This is a genomic window from Bernardetia sp. MNP-M8 (assembly GCF_037126285.1).
Lineage (GTDB): Bacteria > Bacteroidota > Bacteroidia > Cytophagales > Bernardetiaceae > Bernardetia.
The window spans coordinates 744,115-767,519 of the sequence record NZ_CP147012.1 but is presented as its reverse complement, the minus strand read 5'-3'; the positions used below and the strand labels follow the sequence as shown (position 1 = coordinate 767,519).

Here is a 23,405-nt window from a genome sequence, read left to right as displayed (position 1 = left end):
ATTGATATTAATAGCCGTATTAATTGTATTATTACGGCTATTTATCTTACCTAAAACATCATCATTTAAATTGTATTCATTATGTTTAAAAAAATTGTATTACTCCTTATTGGATTTTTTATTGTAGACTATTTGTTTGCTCAAGGTGGAGGTTTTCCTATTGATCCACCTAATGCATTAGGCGCACCTATAGATGGAGGTCTTTCACTACTTTTGGCAGCAGGCGCAGCTTATGGAGCTAAAAAAGTCTATGATTTTAGAAATAAAGACAATCAAGAGGAAGAAAATGAAATGAAGTAAAAATCCTCTTTTCAAAACTTTTTAAACTCTTATTTTCTGCTTCTGAAAGCAAGAAATAAGGGTTTTTTATTTTCACTATTTTTTTAGAAAGAGTTTTGCTGCCAAACTATCTGTTTCTCTGATTTCATAATTGATAAATTCTATTCCAAATTTTCGCCATTGATAATTAGCTACTAAGAATTTTCCGTTTTTTTCTTTTTCAATAGTTCTGATAATACATTTTTTGTTATTTTTATCTAAAGAATCAATCAAATAAGCAGGCGCAAAATCTACTAAAGGTTTGCTCATACGAGAACCTAGCCATAAGGGACGTATTTTCCCCTCAATAATTTTGAATAAAAAAAGTCGTTTTTTTAGATTTTTATCAAAACGAGTTTCTTTAATTACGCCTACCCAAATATCATCTTGTCCGTCATTATCTGCATCAGCAACTTTGAAGTTGTAAACTGGATAAGGTAATTTCCATTCATCTAAAATAATTTCATTATTTTCTTTCAAAAAAGTTTGAATTACAAAGTTATGTTTGTGTTTTTTGCTTTCTTTTTTAGTATTAAGTTCAACCAAACGAATGCCTATTTTTTGTCCGTCTTTGAGGGTGGTGTAAAAAGTATCTTTTTCTTTATTCTGACAATTTGAAAATAGAAAAATCAAGAATATAAAATAAACAAAACGAAATTCCATGTAGGTTACCTTTAAAGTGAGAAATAAAGTAGTGCAAACTTGAGTTTTTAGCTGAAAAAACAATTCAAATCTAGTCTAAAATCTAATTTTATCTAAACAAGAAACGACTATTTTACGTTTTTATAGTCAAAATCCTATCAGAAGCCTACTCAAACACAATTTTATGCATGATATAGAACCTTTTTTTGGTTGGGAGTTTAGTTACGATTCGAATGCTGATGAGCGTTCTCCTTTTTATGAAGCTGAGTACGACACTAATCAATATACAAATACAATTTACGGATATTATATTCATCCTTACTGGGATTTTATAGGCTCTGAAACGCTTTATGTAAAGGTTTTGATGGCTGATTATCATCGTAAGTTTGTCATTATAGAATTTTTGGGAGAATGGAATGATGCCCTACACAACGATATTATGCATCTCAAACGAAATGTCATCGATTACTTTACTGGAGAAGGAATTACTCATTTTATTTTGATAGGTGAAAATGTCCTTAATTTTCATGGTTCAGATGATGAATATTATGAAGAATGGTTTGAAGATGTAGAAAACGGCTGGATTGTTCTACTGAATTTTAGAGAGTTTGTACTTAGAGAAATGAATGCTTATAATTTAGATTCCTATCTGATTTGGGGAGGGATTTTAGATGAAATAGACAACTGGCGAACTACAGACCCAAGAAAATTATTTGAATTTGTGAGAAAAGAAGTCGAAAAACGAATTGCTTTGTTTTGAAAGTCTAAAATTGAATTGATTTTATTTGTTCCTTTACAGACTTTATTTTGAAATGTTCTTCATCAAATTTTGCTGAATAAATTTTCAATGCTTTCTGATAATGCTCTTTTGCTTTCTCTTTTTCATTTTGCTCCTTGGCTAAATCTCCATAAGCAAAATAAATATCTGCAAAATTAGTATGACTTTTATCAAATAAATCTTGATTCATTTTTAAACAAATAGCAAGATTAGTTTTTACTTTTTGATATTCCTTTTTCAAGATATAAAGTTTTGCCATATTCAAATGCAAAGTAGCTAAAGAAGGATTTGAAGTTTTGAAAATAGCATTATGAATCTCTAAAGATTGATGAAAAAGACTATCTGCTTTTATATATTTTTTATCATTGATTTCTAATAAACCTAAGCCATTGAATGCAACACCCATTGATATATCCTTTGTATTGTTATTTCTTTTGTTTATGTTAATAATCATTTCATAATATAATTTTGCATCCTCATAATTTCCTACTGAATAGTTTAAATAAGCTACATCAGCTACTACATTATTTGAAGTATTCAGAGATTCTCCATTTGCTTCAGGTATTTTTTTAGTAATTTCATCTGTATAATCCTTGGCTATTTCTAACTTAGAAAGGCTCACTTTATTATTAGCTACTTGAATTAATAATTCAAGTGTTCGAATACTAGTTTGAGATTGATTTTCACTTATTTCAAAGGCTTCTTGATATTGCTTTTCAGCTTCTTTATAATTACTCAAAATAGAATTTAGATTTGCATAAACGGATAAACCGACAAGATAATTCGAACTCATTTTGCCTTCTTCAACTTTTGTAATTTCAATTCCTTCTTGCAATAATTTTTCAGCTTCTTGATATTTATTTAATTGAATATAAGTTCGTGCTAAAAAAACTTTAATCACTCCAATATTTGTAACACCTTCCTCTCCCAAGTTTTTATATAATTTTATACATTCTAAAAAAATAGATTCAGCTTTTTCATAATTATGAAGTTGCAGATATGCTAATCCTGTATATACAAAGCTACGCAGACTAGGGTCTTCTGATTTATCTTCAGTATAAAAAAATACTTTCTCGTAATTATCTATTGCCTTTATTGGATTGGATAGTTGAGTGTAATTTTTTCCTATTTCCATATAAGTAGTAGCCAAATACTCTCTAAATTCTTCATTTAAAGAGTCTTTTACCATAATCTCAATAGCAGATGTGTAGTAATTAGTAGAGGGTTCATACAAACCTCTTTTTGATAAAGACTTAGCAATTTCACTATAAGCTGTAGCAATTTTTTGTGGTTCTATGTTGTCTTTGTAATCTGCTGAATCGATTAAATAAAGTGATTTATTAAATTGTGTATTTGCCTCTTCAAACTGATTTAGATGGCTAAATGCTTTACCAATATTAGCAAAAGAAACTACATTTTGCTGTTCCCATCTTCCATCATTTAGATTATAAATATAAAGAATTTGATGTGCTATTTTATAATTTTTTAGTGCTTCTTCTCCTTTTCCATTCTGCAAATTATAATGCCCCAAACGAGTATAAACAGCATAAAGCTCAGAGTAAATAGCATTCATTCTTCTTAAATCTAATTCTTTAAGTAAAGTTGTATCTACTTCTCCATTATCCAAAAACAAATCACTATCGGAAAGTTTAAAACCTCTTCTACCTTCTATTTCGGAGAGCAAAGAATATTCAACAGCTTTCTCATAATTTGTGTTAGCTGATTCTTTTTGTGATTTTCCATGATATTTCGCCATATTCAGATTATGCTGCATTCTTTCGCTACTTGCATTCATAGAGCGAATCAAATCATTATAAGGCTCAAATTCTATAGGAATGTAAAAGAAAAAACACGTTATGATAAGAATAATAAAAGAACGGATTAGAATAGGCTTATTATTTTTTGTGAAAATAGAATCATTTCTTTTGACAATCAGTAAAATCAACAGAATTACGAAAAACACAATATTTGCAAAAGGAAGATAAGATATAACTTCATTCGGAGTAACTATTATTCTAGTCCAAAAACAAATAAGAGCAATACCAAAGGCAAAACCTGCAAAAATAGAAATAGCTTTATTTTCATTTTCATTTTCATTTTCTTCCTCATCATTTTGTTTTCTTTTAAAAAACCAGTAACCACCAATAAAATAAGAAAGAGCCAAAAGAGTATTTGTTGAAAGCAAAATTATCAATATTGTATCTTCGCCGATGTTGAAAAATTGAAGAATAATAGCAATGACAAATAAGAGAATAACAACGATTTCGTATAATTTCATGGAGAAAATTTTTTAACTATCTTATTAAAGTAGGTTTTAGTATGTACGTTGTCTATTGTTGAATGTTGTGAAAATTTTAACTATTCAAACAATGTATCAAGTAAATGTGTTCTACTTTCAAAGATTTTCAAAAATCTATTTTTTTTAAACTTTATTTTTTAAACTTCAATTTTTAGAATTATGTTCACTCAAAAATCATTAGGAAAAACTGCATTTTTATTTGCTTTTTTATTCTCTTTCGCTCTTTTATTCTCGTCTTGTGCCAAAAAAACAGTTTCTCAAGGAACAGATGTTTTTGATGATAAAGTACCTGTAGAAGCTCGTGTCACTAATAAATATACACAAAATGTAGGTAGTACAATGAAATACTTTGCTGTCTTATATTATTTTGCTTCTCCTGAAGTAGATAGCTCAGAAAAAAATACAAATGGAACAAATCAAAACTTAGAAGATGTTTTGGAAGATATTGGAGAAGGAATCAAAAACACAGGTAAAGAAATTGGAAGAACAGATAATTTGACTTCAACAAGTGTAGAACTTACCAAAAGTCAATATGACAATCTTAATGTAGGAAATAATGTAGCTATTTATTATTCTACCGAAAATAAGAAAAATATTTCTTTTCGTTAAGAAAAATAAGAATATATTCTAATTGTCTGACACTTTGAAGTGTCTTGACAATCTTCAGAATCACAAATCAATTTAGTTTGGTTTGTGATTTTTTTTGGCAAACAATAACATTTTTTTATCACGAATGTTGAAGAAGAAGAAAAATTGTAACTTACAACAAATCAACCCAAAAAGAAATGGAACAATTCAAGAATCAAGAAGCATATTCAACAATTACATCCTATTCACAACAATTCGAAAAATTATTTGGATTAGCCATACAAATAGATACATCTGATGACAAAAAAGTATTATTACGAGTAAATAAAAGCAATCTTAGAGGTGAATATGATATTGACACACATGTAGGAAGAATGAATCATTATTTTAAACCTTTAGTAAAAGAAGGAATTGAGTTTGATATTGTGGTTTCTTAGGGAAATCTAAAAACTATGAAAGAAGAAAAAACAAGCTGTACACAAGAGGAGCGAAAAATTCTGTTTTTGCTCGGTTAACTAAAATAGTCATTGCTTGGCTTTGCCGAGGAGCTAAAGACTATGAATTCAAACCAAAAATTTTTTTAATTGATTTAGTAATTAACTGTATAATATGTATTCCCCCAAATCTATTTAATTCTATTCTTTCCTCTTTTCCTTCAATAACCAATTTCATATGTTTGACAATAGATTTATTGTAAGACTTTGATTGGTTAGCTACTTGTTCTTTTACATTAGTCCACCGTTGTTCTGTAATATCTAACATCAAACAGGAATGATTATCAGGGTTAAGATTCATTTTCCGTCTCTCTTTATTAAATTCTATTAGGAGACTTTCTATGAAACGAGAATTATCTACTGTAATTGAATTAGATTCAATTTTTTCAATAATCTCCTTCATTCTGTTTTTATTAGCATTACCACTAATCATTTTTTTGGTATTTTTTCCATTTTGATTGTTCTATTCCATTAGTTTTTAAATAATGTGCTATTCTATTATACGGTATTTTTTTTACCTCTGTTGGTATTTTAGCATTGCGACACCAACAAAAAAGCATCTAAAAACTAGCTCCCAAAGTCAAGAAAAAGGCTCTTCCATCAGCAGGAATAATTCCTGGTCCAGGATAACCGTCTGCACGTCTTGTAAAATACGAATTGTTAGTCAAATTATTTATACTTCCTTCTAGTTTTAGCCACTTATAAGAATAACTCATCGACAAATCCATTACATAATAAGAAGGAATAATTCCACTAACAGCCGTTGCACTTCGGACAACATTGGTAGCATCTGTAAAATGTTCTTTTGTGAAAGAATATTGATAAGAAAGTTTAAATTTTTGGTAACCAAACTGCAAACCTGTACGCAATGTAACAGGAGGAACAAGTTCAACTTGTCTGTCTAAAATAGCCGTTTCTTCTGATTTTACATAACGACTTTTTAAAATTGCCGTATTCAAATAAAGTCCTAAATAGGATTTTGGTAAAATACTCTCAATCCAATTATTACTAATTTTTCCTATATTAAATTCTAAAAGAGATTCAATTCCATAAATTCTAGCTTGAGCAATATTCCCTCTAAAACGATATGGATTATACGTTGGAGCAACTCCTTTGCGTTCTACTTGGCTGATTCTGTCATTATAATTCAAGTAAAAAAGACTTACATCAAATTGTAAAAGTGTATTTATTTTTCCTCTAAAACCCAAATCTGCATTATAACCACTTTCATCTTTTATATCGGGACTAATTACCAAATTTGGATTCTGAATACGCAAATCACTAAAGGTAACCGAACGATAATTTTGTGAGAAATTTGCATAGATTTCTAATTCGTTTTTGCTATATTTTTCTCTAAAAATCGGTTTATAACTAATTCCAATTCCCCCTAAAACGAAACTTCTAGGACGCTCTAAACCCTCTTCATTTTTGGTTTCAGAAATAAGATTTCCTGCAAAATCAAAAACTCGTTCTTTGTAAAAGCCGTCAGCTTGTGTCTTAATATATTCAGCTCTAATTCCAGGGGTAATACTCCATTTATCAGAAAGATTAAATACATTTTCTATAAAAAAAGAAGCATTTTGATTGGGAAACTCATACGAAGAGTTTTCTAAATTTTCAGAATTGAGGAAGGTAAAGTTAGGTTTGTTGGTAGCATCAGCATCGCCTTGTCGCTGCGTTGTGAAGCCATTATAATACCTAAAACCTGTTATGAAAGCGTGAGTTTGTTTTTTGAGTTTCTCTCCTAAAAAATTGATCGAATAACGATGTAAAAGACGAGTTTCATTGCCAAAATTTTTAAAATCTCCATCAATCATGGTTCTATTTTTTCCAAAATCAATGGTAGATATTTTATCCAAATTCCCTACTGTTTTTCGTCCTGCTAAAAGTCCAAAAGTACGACTATTAATTTTGGTTTTATCAGAAATTTTATAATCTAGAACTACTGCTCCCAAATTCCAATTTACAGCAAACCAGTTTCTATCTCGGATGGATTGACGTGGATTTTGCTCAAATAAAACATCTGTCAGTCCTCCAGCTTGCTGTGCTAAATAATTCATCCCCGTATATTCTACCGAAATTTTGAGTTTTGAAGTGGGTCTAAATGTCAGTTTTGCAAAACCTGTATGAACATCAAAACCAGAATTGTCTCTCCAACCATCACCACGTTTGTATTGATAAAATCCGTAATAGCTTACTTTTGAATTTGCATTTTGATTTTGTTTTCCTAAATTTCCACCAACATCAACAAAACTACTCGTAAAACCAAAAGAACCGATGGTTTGACGTAAATTGACTTTAAAATTATCATCTTTTGGTGCATCTTTCATGACAAAATTGAGCATTCCACCAAACTGCGTTCCGTATTGCAAAGAAGCTGCACCACGCACAAGTTCAATGCGCTCAACTGCTTCAACAGGTGGTGTATAATAGCTTTCAGGATAGCCAAGTGCATCAGCCGAAATATCATAACCATTTTGACGAGTATTAAAATTTGCTGTTCGGTTTGGCGAAAGTCCTCTTGCGCCAATTCCTAACTGAATGCCTGCACCATCACTTTCCCAAACATTCAGACCTGCTACTTTTGCATAAATTTGTCTTGAATTGTTGGATGCCAAATTTGCTGTTGTGTTGCTTAAAACGATTACTTCACTCTTTTTGGATTCATAAATTCCCATTCCATCGACAGCATTTAGGCGAGCCATTAAGTTGGAATTTGTAAGCTCTGATTGTCCTTCTACTACAATTGTTTTTAAAGAGTCTTGTAATTCTTCTAAATTAAAATTTATGGTTAATGTAGTATTATTTTTTATATCTATTTCTTTTGAAGCTGTTTTGAAACCATATAAATAAGCAACTAAAGTATAAGTAGATTGAGTAGAAACAGGAGTGAAAAATTCTACTAAAAAATTTCCATTCTCATCACTTTGAGCATATTTATTTAGTTCTTGGACTACGATAGTTGCGCCAAAGAGAGGCTCATTCCTAGAATAAGAAGATGTTGAAACATTCCCTTTTATTCGGATTTGAGTTTCTAGTTTAGGAGTTTTCGTAGCAACAGTTTCAAAACTTTGCGCATTTTGAGCAAAACTAAAGCTGCAAATCAAGCAACAACAGCAAAAAGTGAAAATATCTTTACAAACACAACACAACGAATCTTGAAAAAAAGGGTTCATTTATTTAGACTAATTATAGACAATCTCATTTTGTGCAAAATTAAGACACAGAAGGCATAAAAAAAAATGACAGAAGTCATTTTTTAGAATAATTCTAAATAAAGATGGCAGCAATTACGAATTACAACCTGTAAAAGCAGCGAAGCTAATTAAAAATTAAGAGTTACCAAAGTAATCAGACTAATTGCAGACATAACTAATTGATTTTAAATCTACTCTTGAATTATTCGTTCAAAAATAATTGCATCTTTTAGTGTATCATTTTGATAAACAATAGCCACTTTAGTTCGTCCGTTTGTGGCTGATATAGTGAATCTTTTGGGATTGCTTTTTTCCATGTTTTCTACCCAATTTTGTTTTCTTGTACGATCTAAATTATCCAAAATAGAATTTATCCAAACTGAATCTTCTGCATTCTCATTTTCTGCTTGATACATTCCGACAAGCCATTTATCAACATTAGTTGCATCTACTTTTAAAGCCATTTTATAATCAGAATAGGAAGCAGCAGGAATGAAAACGATTGTATTTCCAAAACCATTAGTATTAAAAAGAGAATACTCTGTATCTAAAATTTTAGAGTATTCTTTGATTTGTTCTGATAAAATTTCGATACGTTTTTCTTTGCTTTCTACTTCAAAACTTTCTAGTTTATTGTCTGATTTAGAGTTACAGCTTACCAAAATTAGTAAAGCAAAAATAAAAGGTGTATGTTTTTTCATAAATCTACTCAATGGTTTAGCTTTCACAAATGAACAATATGTAGAACTTAACTCGTACTAAGTTAAAAGAATTTATCCAAAAAATAATAAAATTATACTACTATACATTTCTAGAAGACACATACTTTTTTTTAAAAAATATGAAAAATATAGACGTTGTGGTTTTAAATAATGTGAGCCTTTTTATAAAAATAATTCATGATTTTTTCGTATTTTTGCTTACATAATAAGCAAACTATTTTCATTTTTTCGATTTATATAAGATAAGAATAAGATAAGACTATGGATCAGGCTCTTTTAGATGCTCAACATATCGTTCAAATCGCTGCCGAACTTGGTGTGCGTGTCAAACAAGTAGAAGCAACTGCACAACTTTTAGATGAAGGAGCAACTGTTCCTTTTATTTCTCGCTATCGAAAAGAAGTTACAGGTACACTTGATGAGGTACAGGTAGCAAGTATTCGTGATAGACTCTCACAACTTCGTGAATTGGATAAAAGACGTGAAGCAATCTTGAAATCGATTAGTGAACAAGAAAAACTCACTCCTGAATTAGAAGAAAAAATAAATGCTGTCCAAACACTTTCTGCTTTAGAGGATTTGTATTTGCCTTACAAACCAAAACGTAAAACTCGTGCTTCTATGGCAAAGGAGAAAGGTTTAGAGCCTTTAGCCTTACAGATTTTGGAGCAAGGAAGAATGGATTTAGAAAGAACTGCTAAACAGTTTATTGATGAAGAAAAAGGTGTAAAAACACTTGATGAAGCATTAGCAGGAGCAAGAGATATTATTGCTGAGCACATCAATGAACACGCAGAAACTCGTGCAAAAATGCGCCAAGTTTTTGAAAAAGAAGGCAAAATTTCGGCTAGAGTAATTACAGGAAAAGAAAAAGAAGGTGAAAAATATAGAGATTATTTTGAGTGGGAAGAGCCATTAATAGAAGCTCCTTCTCATCGTGTTTTGGCACTTCGAAGAGCCGAAAAAGAAGGTATTTTGCTCTTAGATTTACAACCCAATGAAGACCGAGCAATTACTTTATTGGAAGATAATTTTGTTCATAGTAACACAAAATCTTCTGAACAAGTACAAATGGCTGTAAAAGATGCTTACAAACGTCTTTTGAAACCATCTATGGAAACAGAAATTCGTATGCTTTCCAAACACAGAGCAGACGAAGAAGCCATTACTATTTTTGCAGAAAATCTTAGACAACTTTTATTATCTGCTCCTCTAGGACAAAAAAATACATTAGCTTTAGACCCTGGTTTTAGAACAGGCTGTAAATTAGTTGTCTTGGACAAACAAGGAAAACTGCTTTATCATGATGCCATATATCCAAATGAACCTCAAAAAGATACTGTAAAAGCAGGAAATATAATTTTAGCTTTAGCAGAAAAATATAATATAGAAGCTATTGCAATTGGAAACGGAACAGCAAGTAGAGAAACAGAACGTTTTATAAAAGCAATTCCAAATCTGCCTAAAAAGATTCAAATTGTAGTTGTTAGTGAAAGTGGAGCATCAATTTATTCAGCTTCTGAAGTTGCTCGTGAAGAATTTGCAGACTATGACTTGACAGTTCGTGGTGCTGTTTCTATTGGTCGCAGACTTATGGATCCGTTGGCAGAATTGGTAAAACTTGATCCCAAATCTATTGGAGTAGGTCAGTATCAGCACGATGTAGACCAAAAACAACTCAAAAATAGCCTTGATGATACAGTTATGAGTTGTGTAAATGCTGTGGGTGTAGAAGTAAACACAGCTAGTAAAGAATTATTGAGTTATGTTTCTGGTTTGGGAGCTTCTCTTGCCAAAAATATTGTAACATTCAGAAATGAAAATGGAGCTTTCAAAAGTAGAGCGCAACTCAAAAAAGTGCCTCGTTTGGGAGATAAAGCCTTCGAACAAGCAGCAGGTTTTCTTCGTATTCGTGATGCCAAAAACTTACTAGATGCAAGTGCTGTTCATCCAGAAAGCTACCCAATTGTGGAGAAAATGGCAAAAGACTTGAACACAACTGTCGAAGAGCTTATCAAAAATGAAGAACTTCGTAAGCAAATCAATCTTAAAAATTATGTTACTGATACAGTCGGACTTCCCACGCTTGAAGATATTGTTTCAGAACTTGCCAAACCAGGGCGTGATCCTCGTGAGCAGTTTGAAGCCTTTTCTTTTGTGGAAGGAGTAGAAAAAATGGAAGATTTGCGTGTCGGAATGAAACTTTCAGGCATTGTAACTAATATTACAGATTTTGGTGCTTTTATAGATGTGGGAGTTCATCAAGACGGACTGGCACATATTAGTCAGCTTTCAGATAAATTTATCAAACACCCAACAGAAGCTGTAAAAGTCCATCAGAAAGTAGAAGCTACAGTTATGGATATAGATTTAAGCAGAAAAAGAATTGCGTTAAGTCTAAAATCTGATCCTTTTGGAGCAAATCCAGTTGGAGGCGAAGCTAAATCTTCTCGTTCTGACTCCAAAATGGAAAGAAAATCAGAAAGAAAAACAGATTCTAAAATTGGTGCAGACCGAAAAAATGATTCTAAATTCTCAAGAGGAAGTTCAGTATCAGAAAATGAAAAAAATAAAAGTACAGAACGTCCAGTAAGAAAATCATCTTATAAAAAAGCTGATTCATTCAATAAAAGACAGGAAAAGCCAAAAGAAAAACCACAAGAAGAAACAGGTGGAACAATGGCTGATATGTTGGCTGCGCTCAAGAATAAATTTGGTAAATAAAATGTAGTTTATGCTTTAGCCTGAGCAAAATTTAATTTTCAAAAAAACAAAACTCCTTATTCAATTCTATTTTGGATAAGGAGTTTTTTAATTTCTATGCTTAGAGTTACTTACTAATAAGTAAGTTCTTTGTCTATAAAAAATAATTCTAAATCTGCTTTTTCAGAAGTTGAAGTCTTAAAGATTGAATCAAAATGAGAAATAATTGTATCAAAATAGAGTTCAGGATTTTTCTTGATAGGTTCTAAATGAGCTGCTTTTTTAAATACCAAAAGTTCAGTCTCTATATTTGATTTTGCTTTTAAACGTTCTCCCATTTCTACTGGTGTATGAATATCTTCATCGCCATATATCAAAAGCATATTTTTTAAGTGTTTAATTTGTGATACTTTATCTATTGGGCGAACTTTATTTTCAAAATTTGGGGCAACAGTTTGCATAAATTTTAATATTCTTGCAGAAGAAGGGTAATGTTTCCAAAACTCTGGCAAAGAAGTAAGAGGAGCTTCAAAAATAGCTGTTTGAAAGTTATGAGTAGGATTTGCTAATGCACAAATTCCCCAAGCTGCGCCTTGTGAAACACCTAAATAACCCAAAGGAAGTGAAGGTGTAAGTTCTTCTAAAACTTGTGAAGCTGCCAATACATCAGCAGGAAAATCAAAACTTCCATTCTGACTTTCTCCAAAACCATTTAAATCAATTATAAAAATATTATATCCATTTTCTCTTAATTTTTGTGCTGTATTATTGCTCAAAAAATAACCTTTTGATGATTTAAGCATTGGAGGAACAAGTAAAAGACTTGCTTTTGAATTCTGAGTCAATGCGTCAGCAAATAAACCTTTTAAAACAAAACCATCTGGATTAAGAAAACTAATTTCCTTCCATTGTTTTTGCTGAGTTTCTGATAAAGGATTTTTCCAGTTTTTGACAAAGAAATTACCAAAAAAAGGTTTCTTAAGTAGTTGTTGCAAAATAATATTCATAGATGTTGAGATTTATACTTACTAATAAGTAAGTTGTTTGTAAAAATTTAATCTAAGACAAAATAAAGTGATTATAAAAGTTTTGTAATTGATAAATAAGAAAAGCTATTTATTTTTTTGTAAGAAGATTTGCCAAAATTTGCTGTTTTGCTATTTGATAGACTTCTTTTCCATGTAATCGTGCTATCATGAGTGAGCCTTGAAGGGTCAATAGAATATTCAATGCTTGGTACTTTGTTTCTCCTACAAATTGAAATTCGCCTTTTTCTAGCCCTTCTTCTAAGATTTCTGTATAAATTTTTCTTATAAAATAACCTAATGATTGTGCTTGTTGCTGCATTTTTTCAGGAATAGAAAAAAAATCTGTGCCTGTAGCTGCTACTAAGCAAATACGATTTCCTTTTTCTATTTGCCAACCGTACATACCCTCAATATATTGTTCTAATTTTTCAGTTGGAGAAATATCTAGGGTGTCCATTTTTTCTTTCCAACGTTCTAGTCTATTTCTTGAATGTGTAATTATGGCAACTCCTAAATCTTCTTTTGACGGAAAGTGATAATGAATAGCTGCATTTTTGATTCCCAATTTTTCAGAGATATGTTTGTAGCTAAAACCATTATAACCAAACTGTTGAAAAAGAGCTTCCCCCAAATAAACTATTTTTTCTCTTGTATCAAGTTTTTCTAATTTATGATCCAAGTAATCAAAAGAATAAGAGTGAGAGGCAATGGTAATGTCTGACATAAAAAATAGTAGAAATAGATAAAAAACAATTACGACCTGCTAAAGCAGTGAAGCTAATTAAAAATTACTAGTTTAATTGTTTGATTATCAGTTAATTAATAAGTAAAAATTAGTGATTTACTAAATTCTTATTGCCAAAGAAAATGATTGACTTTGATTTTACTAACGCAATATATGAAAAAATGTTTTACTTACTACTAAGTAAGTTTGATTTTTTGTAAAAAAAAAGCTATTTCCTTTATTAAGAAGAAATAGCTTTTCTTTATTTTTTATAAAAATAATTCTTAATTATCCATAGAAGCTAAAAATTCATCATTTGATTTTGTACCTCTCATGTGTTTGAGCATATAATCCATTGCTTCGTTAGAGTGCATGTCGTTCATCATTCTACGCAAAATCCAAACACGTTGTAAAGTCTCTTTATCTAATAATAAATCTTCACGACGAGTACCAGAAGCAGGAATGTCAATAGCAGGATAAACTCGTTTGTTGGCAAGTTTACGATCAAGTTGAAGTTCCATGTTACCTGTTCCTTTGAACTCTTCAAAGATTACTTCATCCATTTTCGAACCTGTATCAATAAGAGCTGTTGCAATAATGGTAAGTGAACCCCCATTTTCTACATTACGAGCAGCACCAAAAAAGCGTTTTGGTTTGTGGAGTGCATTTGCATCAACACCACCAGAAAGAATTTTTCCTGAAGAAGGAACAGTTGTGTTATAGGCACGAGCCAAACGAGTAATTGAGTCTAAAAGAATCACTACATCGTGTCCACATTCTACCAAGCGTTTGGCTTTTTCCAAAACCATATTTGCTACTTTTACGTGTCTGTCTGCTTGCTCATCAAAGGTAGAAGCAACCACTTCTCCTCTTACACTGCGTTCCATATCAGTTACTTCCTCTGGACGTTCGTCTATTAAAAGTACAAGTAAGTAACATTCAGGATGATTTTCAGCAATAGCATTTGCAATTTCTTTCAAAAGAACAGTTTTACCTGTCTTTGGCTGGGCTACAATCATTCCACGCTGTCCTTTTCCTATTGGAGCAAATAAATCCAACATTCTAGTTGAATACGTATTTGCTTTTGTAGAAAGGTTTAAACGTTCACGAGGAAAAAGTGGAGTTAGGTGTTCGAAAGAAACTCTGTCTCTAATTTGCTCAGTAGTTTTTCCGTTTACAGATTCAATTCTTAGTAAAGCAAAATATTTTTCTCCATCTTTTGGTGGACGGATTTGTCCTTTTACAGTATCGCCAGTTTTGAGTCCTAAAAGTTTGATTTGAGAAGGTGAGATATATACATCATCAGGACTAGCCAAATAGTTATAATCAGAAGAACGTAAAAAACCATATCCATCAGAAATTACTTCCAAAACCCCTTCGCTTGTTACGACACCGTCGAATTCACGAATATTGTATTTTTTGTTGGAAGAACGCTCATTTCGTTCTTTTTTGTCTGAATTTCGGTCATTCGTTTTGTCTGTACGTTCTTTTCTATCATTTGAGCGACTTGTTCTTTCAGACTGTGTATTACTTTGGTTTGAATTAGCATCTTCACCTGATTGAGAACGTTGAGAAGCTCTTTGAATAGGTGCTTTTGTTTCTGTTTCTTTAACGTTTACTCGGCTTCGACGACGTAGATTCTCGCTCTCATTGCGTTCTTCATTGCGAGCATCTAATCTTGAACGTCTTTCAGTTCTTTCTTTAGAATCTTTCGTAGAAGTAGAATCAGCAGTATCTTTACTGTCTTTATTTTCGCTTTTACCAATAAGATTTGCACGTTTTCTTTCACGGAGAGTTTCTCTGATTCGTTCTATTGAATCATCTTTTTTCTCGTCATCTTTTTTCTCTTCTTTATCATCAGTAGAGGTTTTGGTAGCTGTTGCTGTTTCTGTAACATCTTTTTTAGCTTCTTTTGCCTCACTTTTTGGCTCACTATCTTCTTGCTTGTCTTTTTTCAAGAAGCTAAATGTAGGAAGTTTGTAACCCACCTCTTTTTTTTCTTCTTCTTTGACTGCTGTTTTTTCAGTAGAGATAGCTTCTTTTTTAGAAGATATAGAAGATGTTTTTATTTCTTCTTGTTTGTTGTCATTATCTTCATCTTCCTCTATTTTATTAGCTTGATGATCCAAGATTTTATAAATAAGGTCTTTTTTGGGTAAACGGCTATGATTTTTCAAGCCCATTTCGGTAGCGATAGTACGCAATTCGGAGAGTAAGCGAACGTTGAGTTCCTCAATATTATACATATTGACTTATATAGGTTGGTAGGAATAATGGTTTAATTCTAAGAAATTAGTTTAGAAAATTCTAGTAATGGAATAATCTATAAAAATATAGAAAAAACGTGAAGTTGTAATAAAAAATATTTAAGTATAAAATGATAATAATACTATCATTTTGCTTTAATCTATTAAATAGAAAATTGAAAGGATAAATTAAACCTAAAAAAGAAAATTAGACTAAAACTTATCTGAATAAAACATATTGTAGGTTCTTCTTATATTTCCTTCGTTGTTTTACATAGGTAGCAGGAAGGAAGTTGTAAAAAGTAAAAATACGCTTTTTGAAAAGGTAAGAGGAAATATTTTGATTTCTATAAGAAACTATACAAAACACAAATTCAATTAAGTATTAATTAAACCAAGTGTCAAAACGAATACGAATTCATTTTATAAATTTATCCTCTTTTTTGTCCTTTAGTAGTAATATTATAATTCTGTTTTTAAAGGACACGTAAATATAACAATTTTTTTGATTAATATTGCTATTTCTGCATTATTTTTTTTAAAAACACTTTGAAACATACTTTATTTGTTCCAATATTTCCAAAATGCCCAGAGTTTTCTGTCTCTAAGATATTCTAAATTCCATTCATTCTGATAGGCTTCTTTTTCAAAGACAATATTCATATAAGCTGTATGATGTCTTTTGAGTTTGATAAGTTGAAAAAAATAATTTCCTAAATAAACTAGATAGAAAGGAATAATACCCATTTCTAATTGTTGATAGAGGTGTATTTTTTCATGATTGATTAATACTTTATCAAATTTATCTTTTTCTGAATCTACCAATACAAAAGGAAATAAAGCCATTGCCCGAGGTGGATTTTTCAAAATTTTGAACAATAAAGGATTTGCAAGTAGAATCAATTGATTTTTTTAAATTAAGATTTAAGACTAGAAATAAATAATTCTAACGGCTAAATTGTTTTTTTTCTTCGGGAGACAAATCATCCCATTTATTTTTGAGAGCTTCTAAGTTTGGAATACAACTTTCTAAACCTATTTGAGTACATAAAGTTTTTATATCTGTCGCAGAAACAGATTTTTTGTTACTAATTTGTTTTATGATAAAAGGCGAAACTATTTTGGCTGTTTTTTCAGCATCTATATCTGAGAGTTTTAAACTATCCCTTAATTTTTTGGTATGAAAATATTCCATTAAAGAAGTAATTTGAGCTGTCGAAAGTGAAGTAGCTGTTCCATTATAAATTTTCAAAAACTCATCAAAATGTCCTGCACCTGCTTCACTTTCTAAAAGACGAATATAAGAATCTTTAGCAAGGACAAAAACTTGATTTGTTTTTTCTTCAGAAATATTTATTTCATTTTTTACTTTTTCTGCTAGATTATTTTTAGCATCATTGATAATTTTATCGATTGGGCTGGTAGTCATGATTATTTAATTATTTATTTTTGAATGTGTTGATGATAAAATAATAGAAAAATGAAATCAAAATTTCTCATAACCTCAATTTATAAACTAAATCAGACTATGAGAAATAGTAAAATCAATAAAAGAAGTTTTTAGCTAAAAAAACCACCTTTTCCACCAAATAATCCACCAAGCATTCCTCCAATATTATTTAAGTTATCAAGTCCTAATTTTGACATCATTGAACCTTCATCTTCTGCACTTCCTGTCTCAGGAGAACCAATTTTTGACATAATAAAAGGAATGACCATATTAGAAACCATTGCAGCCGTTTCTTTCGAAACCCCCATTTTTTCCATCATATCGCCTCCGAATTGATTTACAAGACGCATAACCATTGGATTTGCTGTTGTAGTGCTTGCTTTTCCATTAAAAATATCTAAAAGTTGTGGCAAATTTCCACTCAATGCTTCACTTGCCATTTGAGTAAGAAATGAATTTTTGGCAACATCAACTGTTTCTCCTACTTGTGAAGAACTTAGTCCTGCTTCTTCTTGAAGTTGAGTTCCTAGTTGTCCTTGTGTGAGTTGTAATAAATCGTCTAACATAAGTTTTGTGTAGTTTGTGTAAAGTTAAAATTGATTTATAAATGAACTCTACAAGATACTATTTTTTATGAAATTTCGTAAACACTGTTTTTCAAATACACAAAAAATGCTAAAGGTTCGCATAAAAGTTGGCATTGAATAAAGAGTTTTGATTAGTTTTAGGATTAATAACCTGTGATACTTCAAATTACAAAAATTATGAAAGAATTTACAAAAAATGAAAACGAGCAAAACGAACAAAATGAGTTTGAAAAACCTCCTATCTTTGGAACATGGAAAATGTTTTATAGCGTCGTCTTAGGCGAACTAGTAGTTTTGATTGTCCTTTTTTATTTGTTTGGAGAATACTTTAGAGCTTGATTTTTTGAACACAGAGGAATACAAATACAGAGAATACAAATTTCTTTTTTAACCACAGAGTTTATAGAGGAAAGAGAGAAAATACAAATACATTTTAATAATACAGATTAAACACAAAACAGAAAAATACAAACTAAAGTATTTAACTGATAACTGATAACTGATTTTATGAATCCTTTAGACTGGGCTGTGCTGATTGCTACACAAGTTTTGATTATCGCTTATGGCGTATGGAAAACTCGCAAACAAAGTAAAAATTTACAAGGCTATTTGCTTTCTGATAGAGATATGAACTGGTTTACAATCGGTCTTTCTATTATGGCGACACAAGCGAGTGCTATTACGTTTCTCTCTACCCCTGGACAGGCATTTGGCAACGGAATGGGTTTTGTGCAATTTTATTTTGGTTTGCCTATCGCTATGGTTATTTTATCAATTACTGCTGTTCCGATTTATCACAAACTCAATGTTTATACAGCTTACGAGTATCTTGAAAACCGTTTTGACTTAAAAACTCGTTCGCTCGGTGCTGCTCTTTTTCTGACTCAGCGTGGACTTGCAGCAGGACTTTCTATTTATGCACCTGCTATTATTTTGTCGACAGTTTTGGGTTGGAATATTTATTATTTAATTGTCATTATTGGTCTTGTTGTGATTGCTTATACCGTTTTTGGAGGAACAAAAGCTGTTAGTCAGACCCAAAAACAGCAAATGTTGGTTATTCTGATTGGAATGGTGGCAGCAGGTTATATTTTGGTGTCACTCTTACCAAAAGAAGTTTCGGTTACAGATGCGCTTAGTGTTGCTGGTGCTGTGGGAAGATTGGAAGTGATTAATTTGGATTTTGATTTGAATAACCGTTATAATGTTTGGTCTGGAATTATTGGAGGTTTGTTTTTGGCGTTGTCGTATTTTGGAACTGACCAATCGCAAGTTCAGCGTTATCTGACAGGAAAATCTATTGCACAAACTCGTGTAGGGCTACTTATGAATGGCATGGTAAAAATTCCGATGCAGTTTTTGATTCTTTTGGTAGGAATTTTTCTTTTTGCTTTCTATCAATTTTATCAACCACCTATTTTCTTTAATACCAATAAAAAAATAACTTTCATTGAAGAAAACCCAACAAAAGCTGATTCTTTAAAGAACATTGAAACGCTATATACTCAGAATTTTGAAGATAAAAAAGAGGTGATTTTTGAGTTTTTGGAAGCTAAAAAAGAAGCAGAATCTAAAAATGTAGAATTAGATACGATGTATGCAAGTCGTATCAGAACCTACAATGCACAAAATGATACATTGAGAAATCAAGCAACAGCAATTATCAATAATATTGATAAAGGAAATAAATTAGAAGCTAAAAGATTAAGTAATAATGATTTGGATTATGCTTTTATCAATTTTGTTTTAGATTATTTGCCTATTGGCTTAATCGGTCTTTTGGTTTCTGTAATGCTTTCGGCTGCTATGTCGTCGGCTTCTTCTGAACTCAATGCACTTGGCTCAACAACAGTTATTGATATTTATAAACGCTCTCTTGTAAAAGATAAAGACGAAGAACATTATGTCAAGGCTTCAAAAGGATTTACTATGTTTTGGGGAGTTTATGCGATATTTTTTGCTATGCTTGCCACACAATTAGATAATCTGATACAGGCTGTAAATATTTTAGGTTCACTTTTTTATGGAACAATTTTGGGAATATTTTTGGTCGCTTTTTATATCAAAAAAGTAAAATCAAATGCTGTTTTTTATGCTGCTGTTGTAAGTGAATCTTTAATTCTTATTCATTATTTCTTCTTTAAAGAAACTTTTGAAATTGGTTTCCTTTGGTATAATCTAATTGGTTGTGTGATGGTAATAGTTATGGGGATTTTGTTTCAATTATTTTTGAAAAATGATATAGAAGAGAAAAACAATCAAATTTTAGATTCAGAATAAAATGAAATATACAACAGTAATTATACTCATTCTAGTTATTTTTTCTTGTCAATATCCTCAAAAAAAGGTTGATAATGACAATAAGGAAATTATAGAGTTAGATTCTATCAAAACAGATTCTATTCTTACTAAAAAGGAAATGGCAAAAGAGTGTTTTCAAAAAGATACAGTTACAGCTATGGGAACAAGTATAAAATATTCATACGAAAATGAAGGTTTCAGAATTACTTGGTCAGATAGTTCCTATAAGAGAAGTTTGGATAGTTTGTTCCATTGTGATTTTGATGAGCGTACAGGAACTTGGGATTTTGTTCCTAAATATATCCACGAAACGAAAAATACAGTTGTTCTTCAAAATATTCTTTATACTTCTAGTGGTGGAAATCCTGCTCCTCTTGCTTATTCTTCTATCATTTTACCAAAAAATACAAAAGGTGTAGTGATTGAAAAATATGAAATTTTAATGACTAAAGATGACTATTTAGTTTATGCAACTGATTTAGATAGTGTTTTTATTCTAAATTTGGAAACCAATAAAGAACAAACGATACTGCTAAAGCCTAGACCTTTGCATGTGAGGTCTCCTACTATCTCTATTGAAAAACCTAGAATAGAAAAAAAGACTTTTTACTTAGAATATAATTCTCTAAAGAAAGTAGAAGATGATTACGAAGAAATAAGAGTGAAAAAATCATTTAAGATAAAGATTTAGAATACTTTATTTGTTTAAATTTCGGATTTTTCATAAAAAGAAAATTATTTCACTCTAAATTGAGACAAAACAAAAATGGATTTGAAGCATATACTTCAAATCCATTTAAAATAGTTTCTAAATAAATAAATAGTTATTTTTAGTTTGTTTCAACTTCCACTTTTTCACCATTTTCTATTTTTTCCTCAATAGCCTTAGCTGACATCTTAAACAAATCTGTTATTGTCTTTGCATCTATTTCTTGTCTAGATTTAGAAACAATAAGTCCTACTTTTGGATAAGAGTAAGCTAACATTTCTCCTGTAGAAGCTAACATAGCTTGTTGCCCAAATAACATTTTTGAGATAGTCATGCCTGTAGTTCGTCCTCCTGCTGCTGCTGCCATAAGAGGAATAACTTGTACATAACAAACTCCTTCTTCTCTATTCCATATAGCTTCATTAATACGTTCTCTTGATACGATTTCAAATTTATAAGGATAGACTGATCTTATTTTTGCCTCATTAGTTTTTTTGCTTAACTGTTCTTTATCTATCAAGAGAGTAAGTTTGCTCAATTGCTCACTATTATCTTTTATTTCTTGACGTATCTCTTTACCTTTTTTTCCTTCTTCAAAGTTTTCAAGAGAGTTTTGTATATATAAAATACCGTATGCAAAATCTTCTTTAGAAGCTATAATGTTAGGCATAATAACAGAAGTAACATACTTGCTTTTTTTACCTTTACCAAGCATAATTCCCAAAACTGACTTTTCGCCTATTTTAGTACGGAAAGTGCTAAACTGATCAATATATTGGCTTACAACATCATGTTCTAGAATAGCATATCTACTTAGTTTCTTTGCTTTACGTAATGTTTCAATTTCTTGATGCGATTTGTATTCTACTTTCTTATTGAAAGTCCAAAATTTGTCAACAGCAGCCTTAATGTTTTCGTTGTATTCTCTAATATCTTTTTTATAATCTTCTAGTTTAGATTTATCTTTTTTCTTTTTGTATCTCGCTATCAGTTTGGGATCTTCTTTAGCAATCCCTACTAACAAAGGACGTTTTTTGAGTTCGGCTATATCTTCAGGACTATTTTTAGCTCCAAACTGAGCAAAAGAAGAAGACATTCCACAAAATAAAAAAAGAATAATAGTAGTAGTAAATACGAGCAATTTGTTCTTATGCATAATTTTGAGTAAATATTACATTTAATTTAAAATAAATTCCTATTAATTAGGAATGCAAATTTAGAAAGGAATAACTTTATATGCAAGAGATTATTATTGTTTTTTTAACATTTTCATAAAAAATAAAACAGATAGCCACCTATTTTATAGTTAAGCTAAATTTTTATTAACAATTATTTGTGAAAGTAAATTAATTTCATACCTTTGCACTTTATTTTTTTAAATCATTAAACTTACATTTTATTACAATGAGAAATTTATTACTTTCTTTGTCTTTACTTACTTTTGTGTTCTTTGGTTTTTCTGCAAAAGCTCAAAATGATATTTCGTTTTCTTTTAAAGGTGGAGTAGGAGCATATTCAGGAGGAGGTTCTGCAGGATATGCTGTTGTACTCTCACCTAGATTAAACTTTCTTTCGTTATCAGAAATAGCAACACTCTCTGTAGGAACACATGTGGGTTTAGGTTATTCTAGTAATGCTACTTATAACTCTCGTACAGGAGCAGAAGGACAAAGTTCATTTGTATTTGACCTTCCTTTACTATTAGAGCTTAATTTGGGAAATAGTTCTAATCCAGATAACGAAAATGATTTTGGTGGTTTTGTAGGTGCTGGATATGGATTTAGTAAACTAGCAAATAATGACCTTAATTATGGAGGAAATTCAGCTACTACGAGTGGTCCTGTAGTAAATGCTGGCTTATCTTATAGAGGTGTAGGAGTTCGTTTTTCTTACCTTTTAAGCACTAAAGATGCAGAGCCTGGAGAAAGCTCTCGTAATGTACTAGGACTTGCTCTTCTATATACACTAAAATAGTAGAAATTAATAGAATTTGTATTTTTGTCTAATACATTAACTGATAATAATCAAATTTAAAAAGAGGCTATCCGTACTTTTCGGACAGCCTCTTTTTGTAATTAGGTAGTATCAACTATTCATCATAATTTTCATTTTCAGAAAGGTAATCTACATCAGCATGTTCGTCTTCGTATTGACTTTTGACATTTTCTTTCAAATATCCTTCATCATCAAAATCGTCATCGTCTTCAATAAGCTGAAGAGCCGTAGCTACTGACATTCTAACTAAGTAAATTTTCTCATCTGTTTCGAAGCGTAAAGCACTTACAGTTTTATTATCTTTATTTTGAAATGTAATTAAATGTTGGCTATATCCTTCTGGGTAGACAAGTTTAATCTGTCCCTGTAAATCAGAATTTAATTTTTCGAAATCGGTAATGACACGTGCTTTGTTCATAGGTTTTGGATTAATTAGAATTTATGGTTATTCGTTGGATTTTCAGAACGTAAAATTATTTAATCTTGTTTGAAAATTTTGTGTTAATTTTAATATAAAGTAAACTAGTAGTAAACTCTCATTTTTGCAAATATATTTCAAAAATTAAAAAAATACTTAATTCAAATTGAATATTTGATTAGAAAGAAATTTGAACTTTTTCCAAT

General features: G+C 30.7%; 22 protein-coding genes. 9 read left to right on the top strand and 13 right to left on the bottom strand.

Translation table 11 applies throughout. From position 1 onward, the window contains the following. Positions 1-81: 81 nt before the first annotated feature. Positions 82-300: a hypothetical protein gene (locus V9L04_RS03380; protein WP_338790439.1), complete on the top strand. Its 219-nt coding sequence runs from the start codon at positions 82-84 to the stop codon at positions 298-300. A gap of 75 nt (positions 301-375) precedes the next feature. On the opposite strand, the gene V9L04_RS03375 is transcribed toward V9L04_RS03380, so the two are convergent. Next, the gene (locus tag V9L04_RS03375; protein ID WP_338792664.1) at positions 376-981 is read right to left on the bottom strand and encodes a hypothetical protein; all 606 of its coding nucleotides are present in this window, start codon (positions 979-981) and stop codon (positions 376-378) included. Between the two features lie 163 nt (positions 982-1,144). On the opposite strand from V9L04_RS03375, the gene V9L04_RS03370 reads away from it, so the two are divergent. Continuing rightward, positions 1,145-1,720 (top strand): hypothetical protein, encoded by a 576-nt coding sequence (locus V9L04_RS03370; protein WP_338792663.1) that lies wholly within the window; start codon positions 1,145-1,147, stop codon positions 1,718-1,720. A gap of 4 nt (positions 1,721-1,724) precedes the next feature. Here V9L04_RS03370 and V9L04_RS03365 read toward each other — a convergent pair whose 3' ends face one another. Next, positions 1,725-4,016 (bottom strand): tetratricopeptide repeat protein, encoded by a 2,292-nt coding sequence (locus V9L04_RS03365; protein WP_338792662.1) that lies wholly within the window; start codon positions 4,014-4,016, stop codon positions 1,725-1,727. A gap of 180 nt (positions 4,017-4,196) precedes the next feature. Here V9L04_RS03365 and V9L04_RS03360 point away from each other — a divergent pair, with 180 nt between their 5' ends. Both V9L04_RS03360 and V9L04_RS03355 read left to right on the top strand, forming a co-directional pair. Then, the gene (locus V9L04_RS03360; RefSeq protein WP_338792661.1) at positions 4,197-4,646 is read left to right on the top strand and encodes a hypothetical protein; all 450 of its coding nucleotides are present in this window, start codon (positions 4,197-4,199) and stop codon (positions 4,644-4,646) included. A 176-nt stretch (positions 4,647-4,822) separates the two neighbouring features. Next, positions 4,823-5,062 carry a hypothetical protein gene (locus V9L04_RS03355; protein WP_338792660.1) on the top strand — a complete coding sequence of 80 codons (240 nt, stop codon included), beginning with the start codon at positions 4,823-4,825 and terminating at the stop codon, positions 5,060-5,062. Between the two features lie 118 nt (positions 5,063-5,180). Here V9L04_RS03355 and V9L04_RS03350 read toward each other — a convergent pair whose 3' ends face one another. The 3 genes from V9L04_RS03350 to V9L04_RS03340 form a co-directional block, all read right to left on the bottom strand. Then, positions 5,181-5,522 carry a hypothetical protein gene (locus V9L04_RS03350; protein WP_338792659.1) on the bottom strand — a complete coding sequence of 114 codons (342 nt, stop codon included), beginning with the start codon at positions 5,520-5,522 and terminating at the stop codon, positions 5,181-5,183. Between the two features lie 157 nt (positions 5,523-5,679). Beyond that, on the bottom strand, positions 5,680-8,295 hold the full coding sequence (locus tag V9L04_RS03345) for a TonB-dependent receptor (protein ID WP_338792657.1): 2,616 nt from the start codon (positions 8,293-8,295) through the stop codon (positions 5,680-5,682). A 212-nt stretch (positions 8,296-8,507) separates the two neighbouring features. Then, a complete protein-coding gene (locus V9L04_RS03340) occupies positions 8,508-9,017 on the bottom strand; it encodes a hypothetical protein (protein ID WP_338792655.1) in 510 nt (169 codons plus the stop codon). A gap of 282 nt (positions 9,018-9,299) precedes the next feature. Here V9L04_RS03340 and V9L04_RS03335 point away from each other — a divergent pair, with 282 nt between their 5' ends. After that, a complete protein-coding gene (locus V9L04_RS03335; protein ID WP_338792654.1) occupies positions 9,300-11,762 on the top strand; it encodes a Tex family protein in 2,463 nt (820 codons plus the stop codon). 113 nt (positions 11,763-11,875) lie between these two features. Here the strand turns inward: V9L04_RS03335 and V9L04_RS03330 are convergent, their stop codons facing one another. The 6 genes from V9L04_RS03330 to V9L04_RS03305 form a co-directional block, all read right to left on the bottom strand. Next, positions 11,876-12,748 (bottom strand): alpha/beta fold hydrolase, encoded by an 873-nt coding sequence (locus tag V9L04_RS03330; protein WP_338792653.1) that lies wholly within the window; start codon positions 12,746-12,748, stop codon positions 11,876-11,878. A 109-nt stretch (positions 12,749-12,857) separates the two neighbouring features. Then, positions 12,858-13,493: a TetR/AcrR family transcriptional regulator gene (locus V9L04_RS03325; protein ID WP_338792652.1), complete on the bottom strand. Its 636-nt coding sequence runs from the start codon at positions 13,491-13,493 to the stop codon at positions 12,858-12,860. A 284-nt stretch (positions 13,494-13,777) separates the two neighbouring features. Next, positions 13,778-15,739 (bottom strand): transcription termination factor Rho, encoded by a 1,962-nt coding sequence (gene rho, locus V9L04_RS03320; RefSeq protein WP_338792651.1) that lies wholly within the window; start codon positions 15,737-15,739, stop codon positions 13,778-13,780. Between the two features lie 561 nt (positions 15,740-16,300). Then, on the bottom strand, positions 16,301-16,606 hold the full coding sequence (locus tag V9L04_RS03315; RefSeq protein ID WP_338792650.1) for a hypothetical protein: 306 nt from the start codon (positions 16,604-16,606) through the stop codon (positions 16,301-16,303). A gap of 79 nt (positions 16,607-16,685) precedes the next feature. Then, positions 16,686-17,168, bottom strand: a complete 483-nt coding sequence (locus V9L04_RS03310) for a hypothetical protein (RefSeq protein ID WP_338792649.1) — start codon at positions 17,166-17,168, stop codon at positions 16,686-16,688. Between the two features lie 131 nt (positions 17,169-17,299). Next, complete coding sequence (locus V9L04_RS03305; protein WP_338792648.1) at positions 17,300-17,755, bottom strand: hypothetical protein; 456 nt, start codon at positions 17,753-17,755, stop codon at positions 17,300-17,302. A gap of 198 nt (positions 17,756-17,953) precedes the next feature. Here V9L04_RS03305 and V9L04_RS03300 point away from each other — a divergent pair, with 198 nt between their 5' ends. The 3 genes from V9L04_RS03300 to V9L04_RS03290 all read left to right on the top strand — a co-directional run bounded on the left by V9L04_RS03300 (position 17,954) and on the right by V9L04_RS03290 (position 20,768). Beyond that, complete coding sequence (locus V9L04_RS03300) at positions 17,954-18,115, top strand: hypothetical protein (RefSeq protein ID WP_338792647.1); 162 nt, start codon at positions 17,954-17,956, stop codon at positions 18,113-18,115. 168 nt (positions 18,116-18,283) lie between these two features. Then, entirely contained in the window at positions 18,284-20,056 is a 1,773-nt protein-coding gene (locus V9L04_RS03295) for a sodium:solute symporter (RefSeq protein ID WP_338792646.1), read from the top strand. Position 20,057: 1 nt separating this feature from the next. After that, a complete protein-coding gene (locus V9L04_RS03290) occupies positions 20,058-20,768 on the top strand; it encodes a hypothetical protein (protein WP_338792645.1) in 711 nt (236 codons plus the stop codon). Between the two features lie 139 nt (positions 20,769-20,907). Here V9L04_RS03290 and V9L04_RS03285 read toward each other — a convergent pair whose 3' ends face one another. After that, a complete protein-coding gene (locus V9L04_RS03285; protein ID WP_338792644.1) occupies positions 20,908-21,942 on the bottom strand; it encodes a hypothetical protein in 1,035 nt (344 codons plus the stop codon). A gap of 248 nt (positions 21,943-22,190) precedes the next feature. Between V9L04_RS03285 and V9L04_RS03280 the strand changes: the two genes are divergently transcribed. Next, a complete protein-coding gene (locus tag V9L04_RS03280; protein WP_338792643.1) occupies positions 22,191-22,760 on the top strand; it encodes a hypothetical protein in 570 nt (189 codons plus the stop codon). A 115-nt stretch (positions 22,761-22,875) separates the two neighbouring features. Here V9L04_RS03280 and V9L04_RS03275 read toward each other — a convergent pair whose 3' ends face one another. Next, complete coding sequence (locus V9L04_RS03275; protein WP_338792642.1) at positions 22,876-23,199, bottom strand: hypothetical protein; 324 nt, start codon at positions 23,197-23,199, stop codon at positions 22,876-22,878. Between the last annotated feature and the right edge of the window lie 206 nt (positions 23,200-23,405).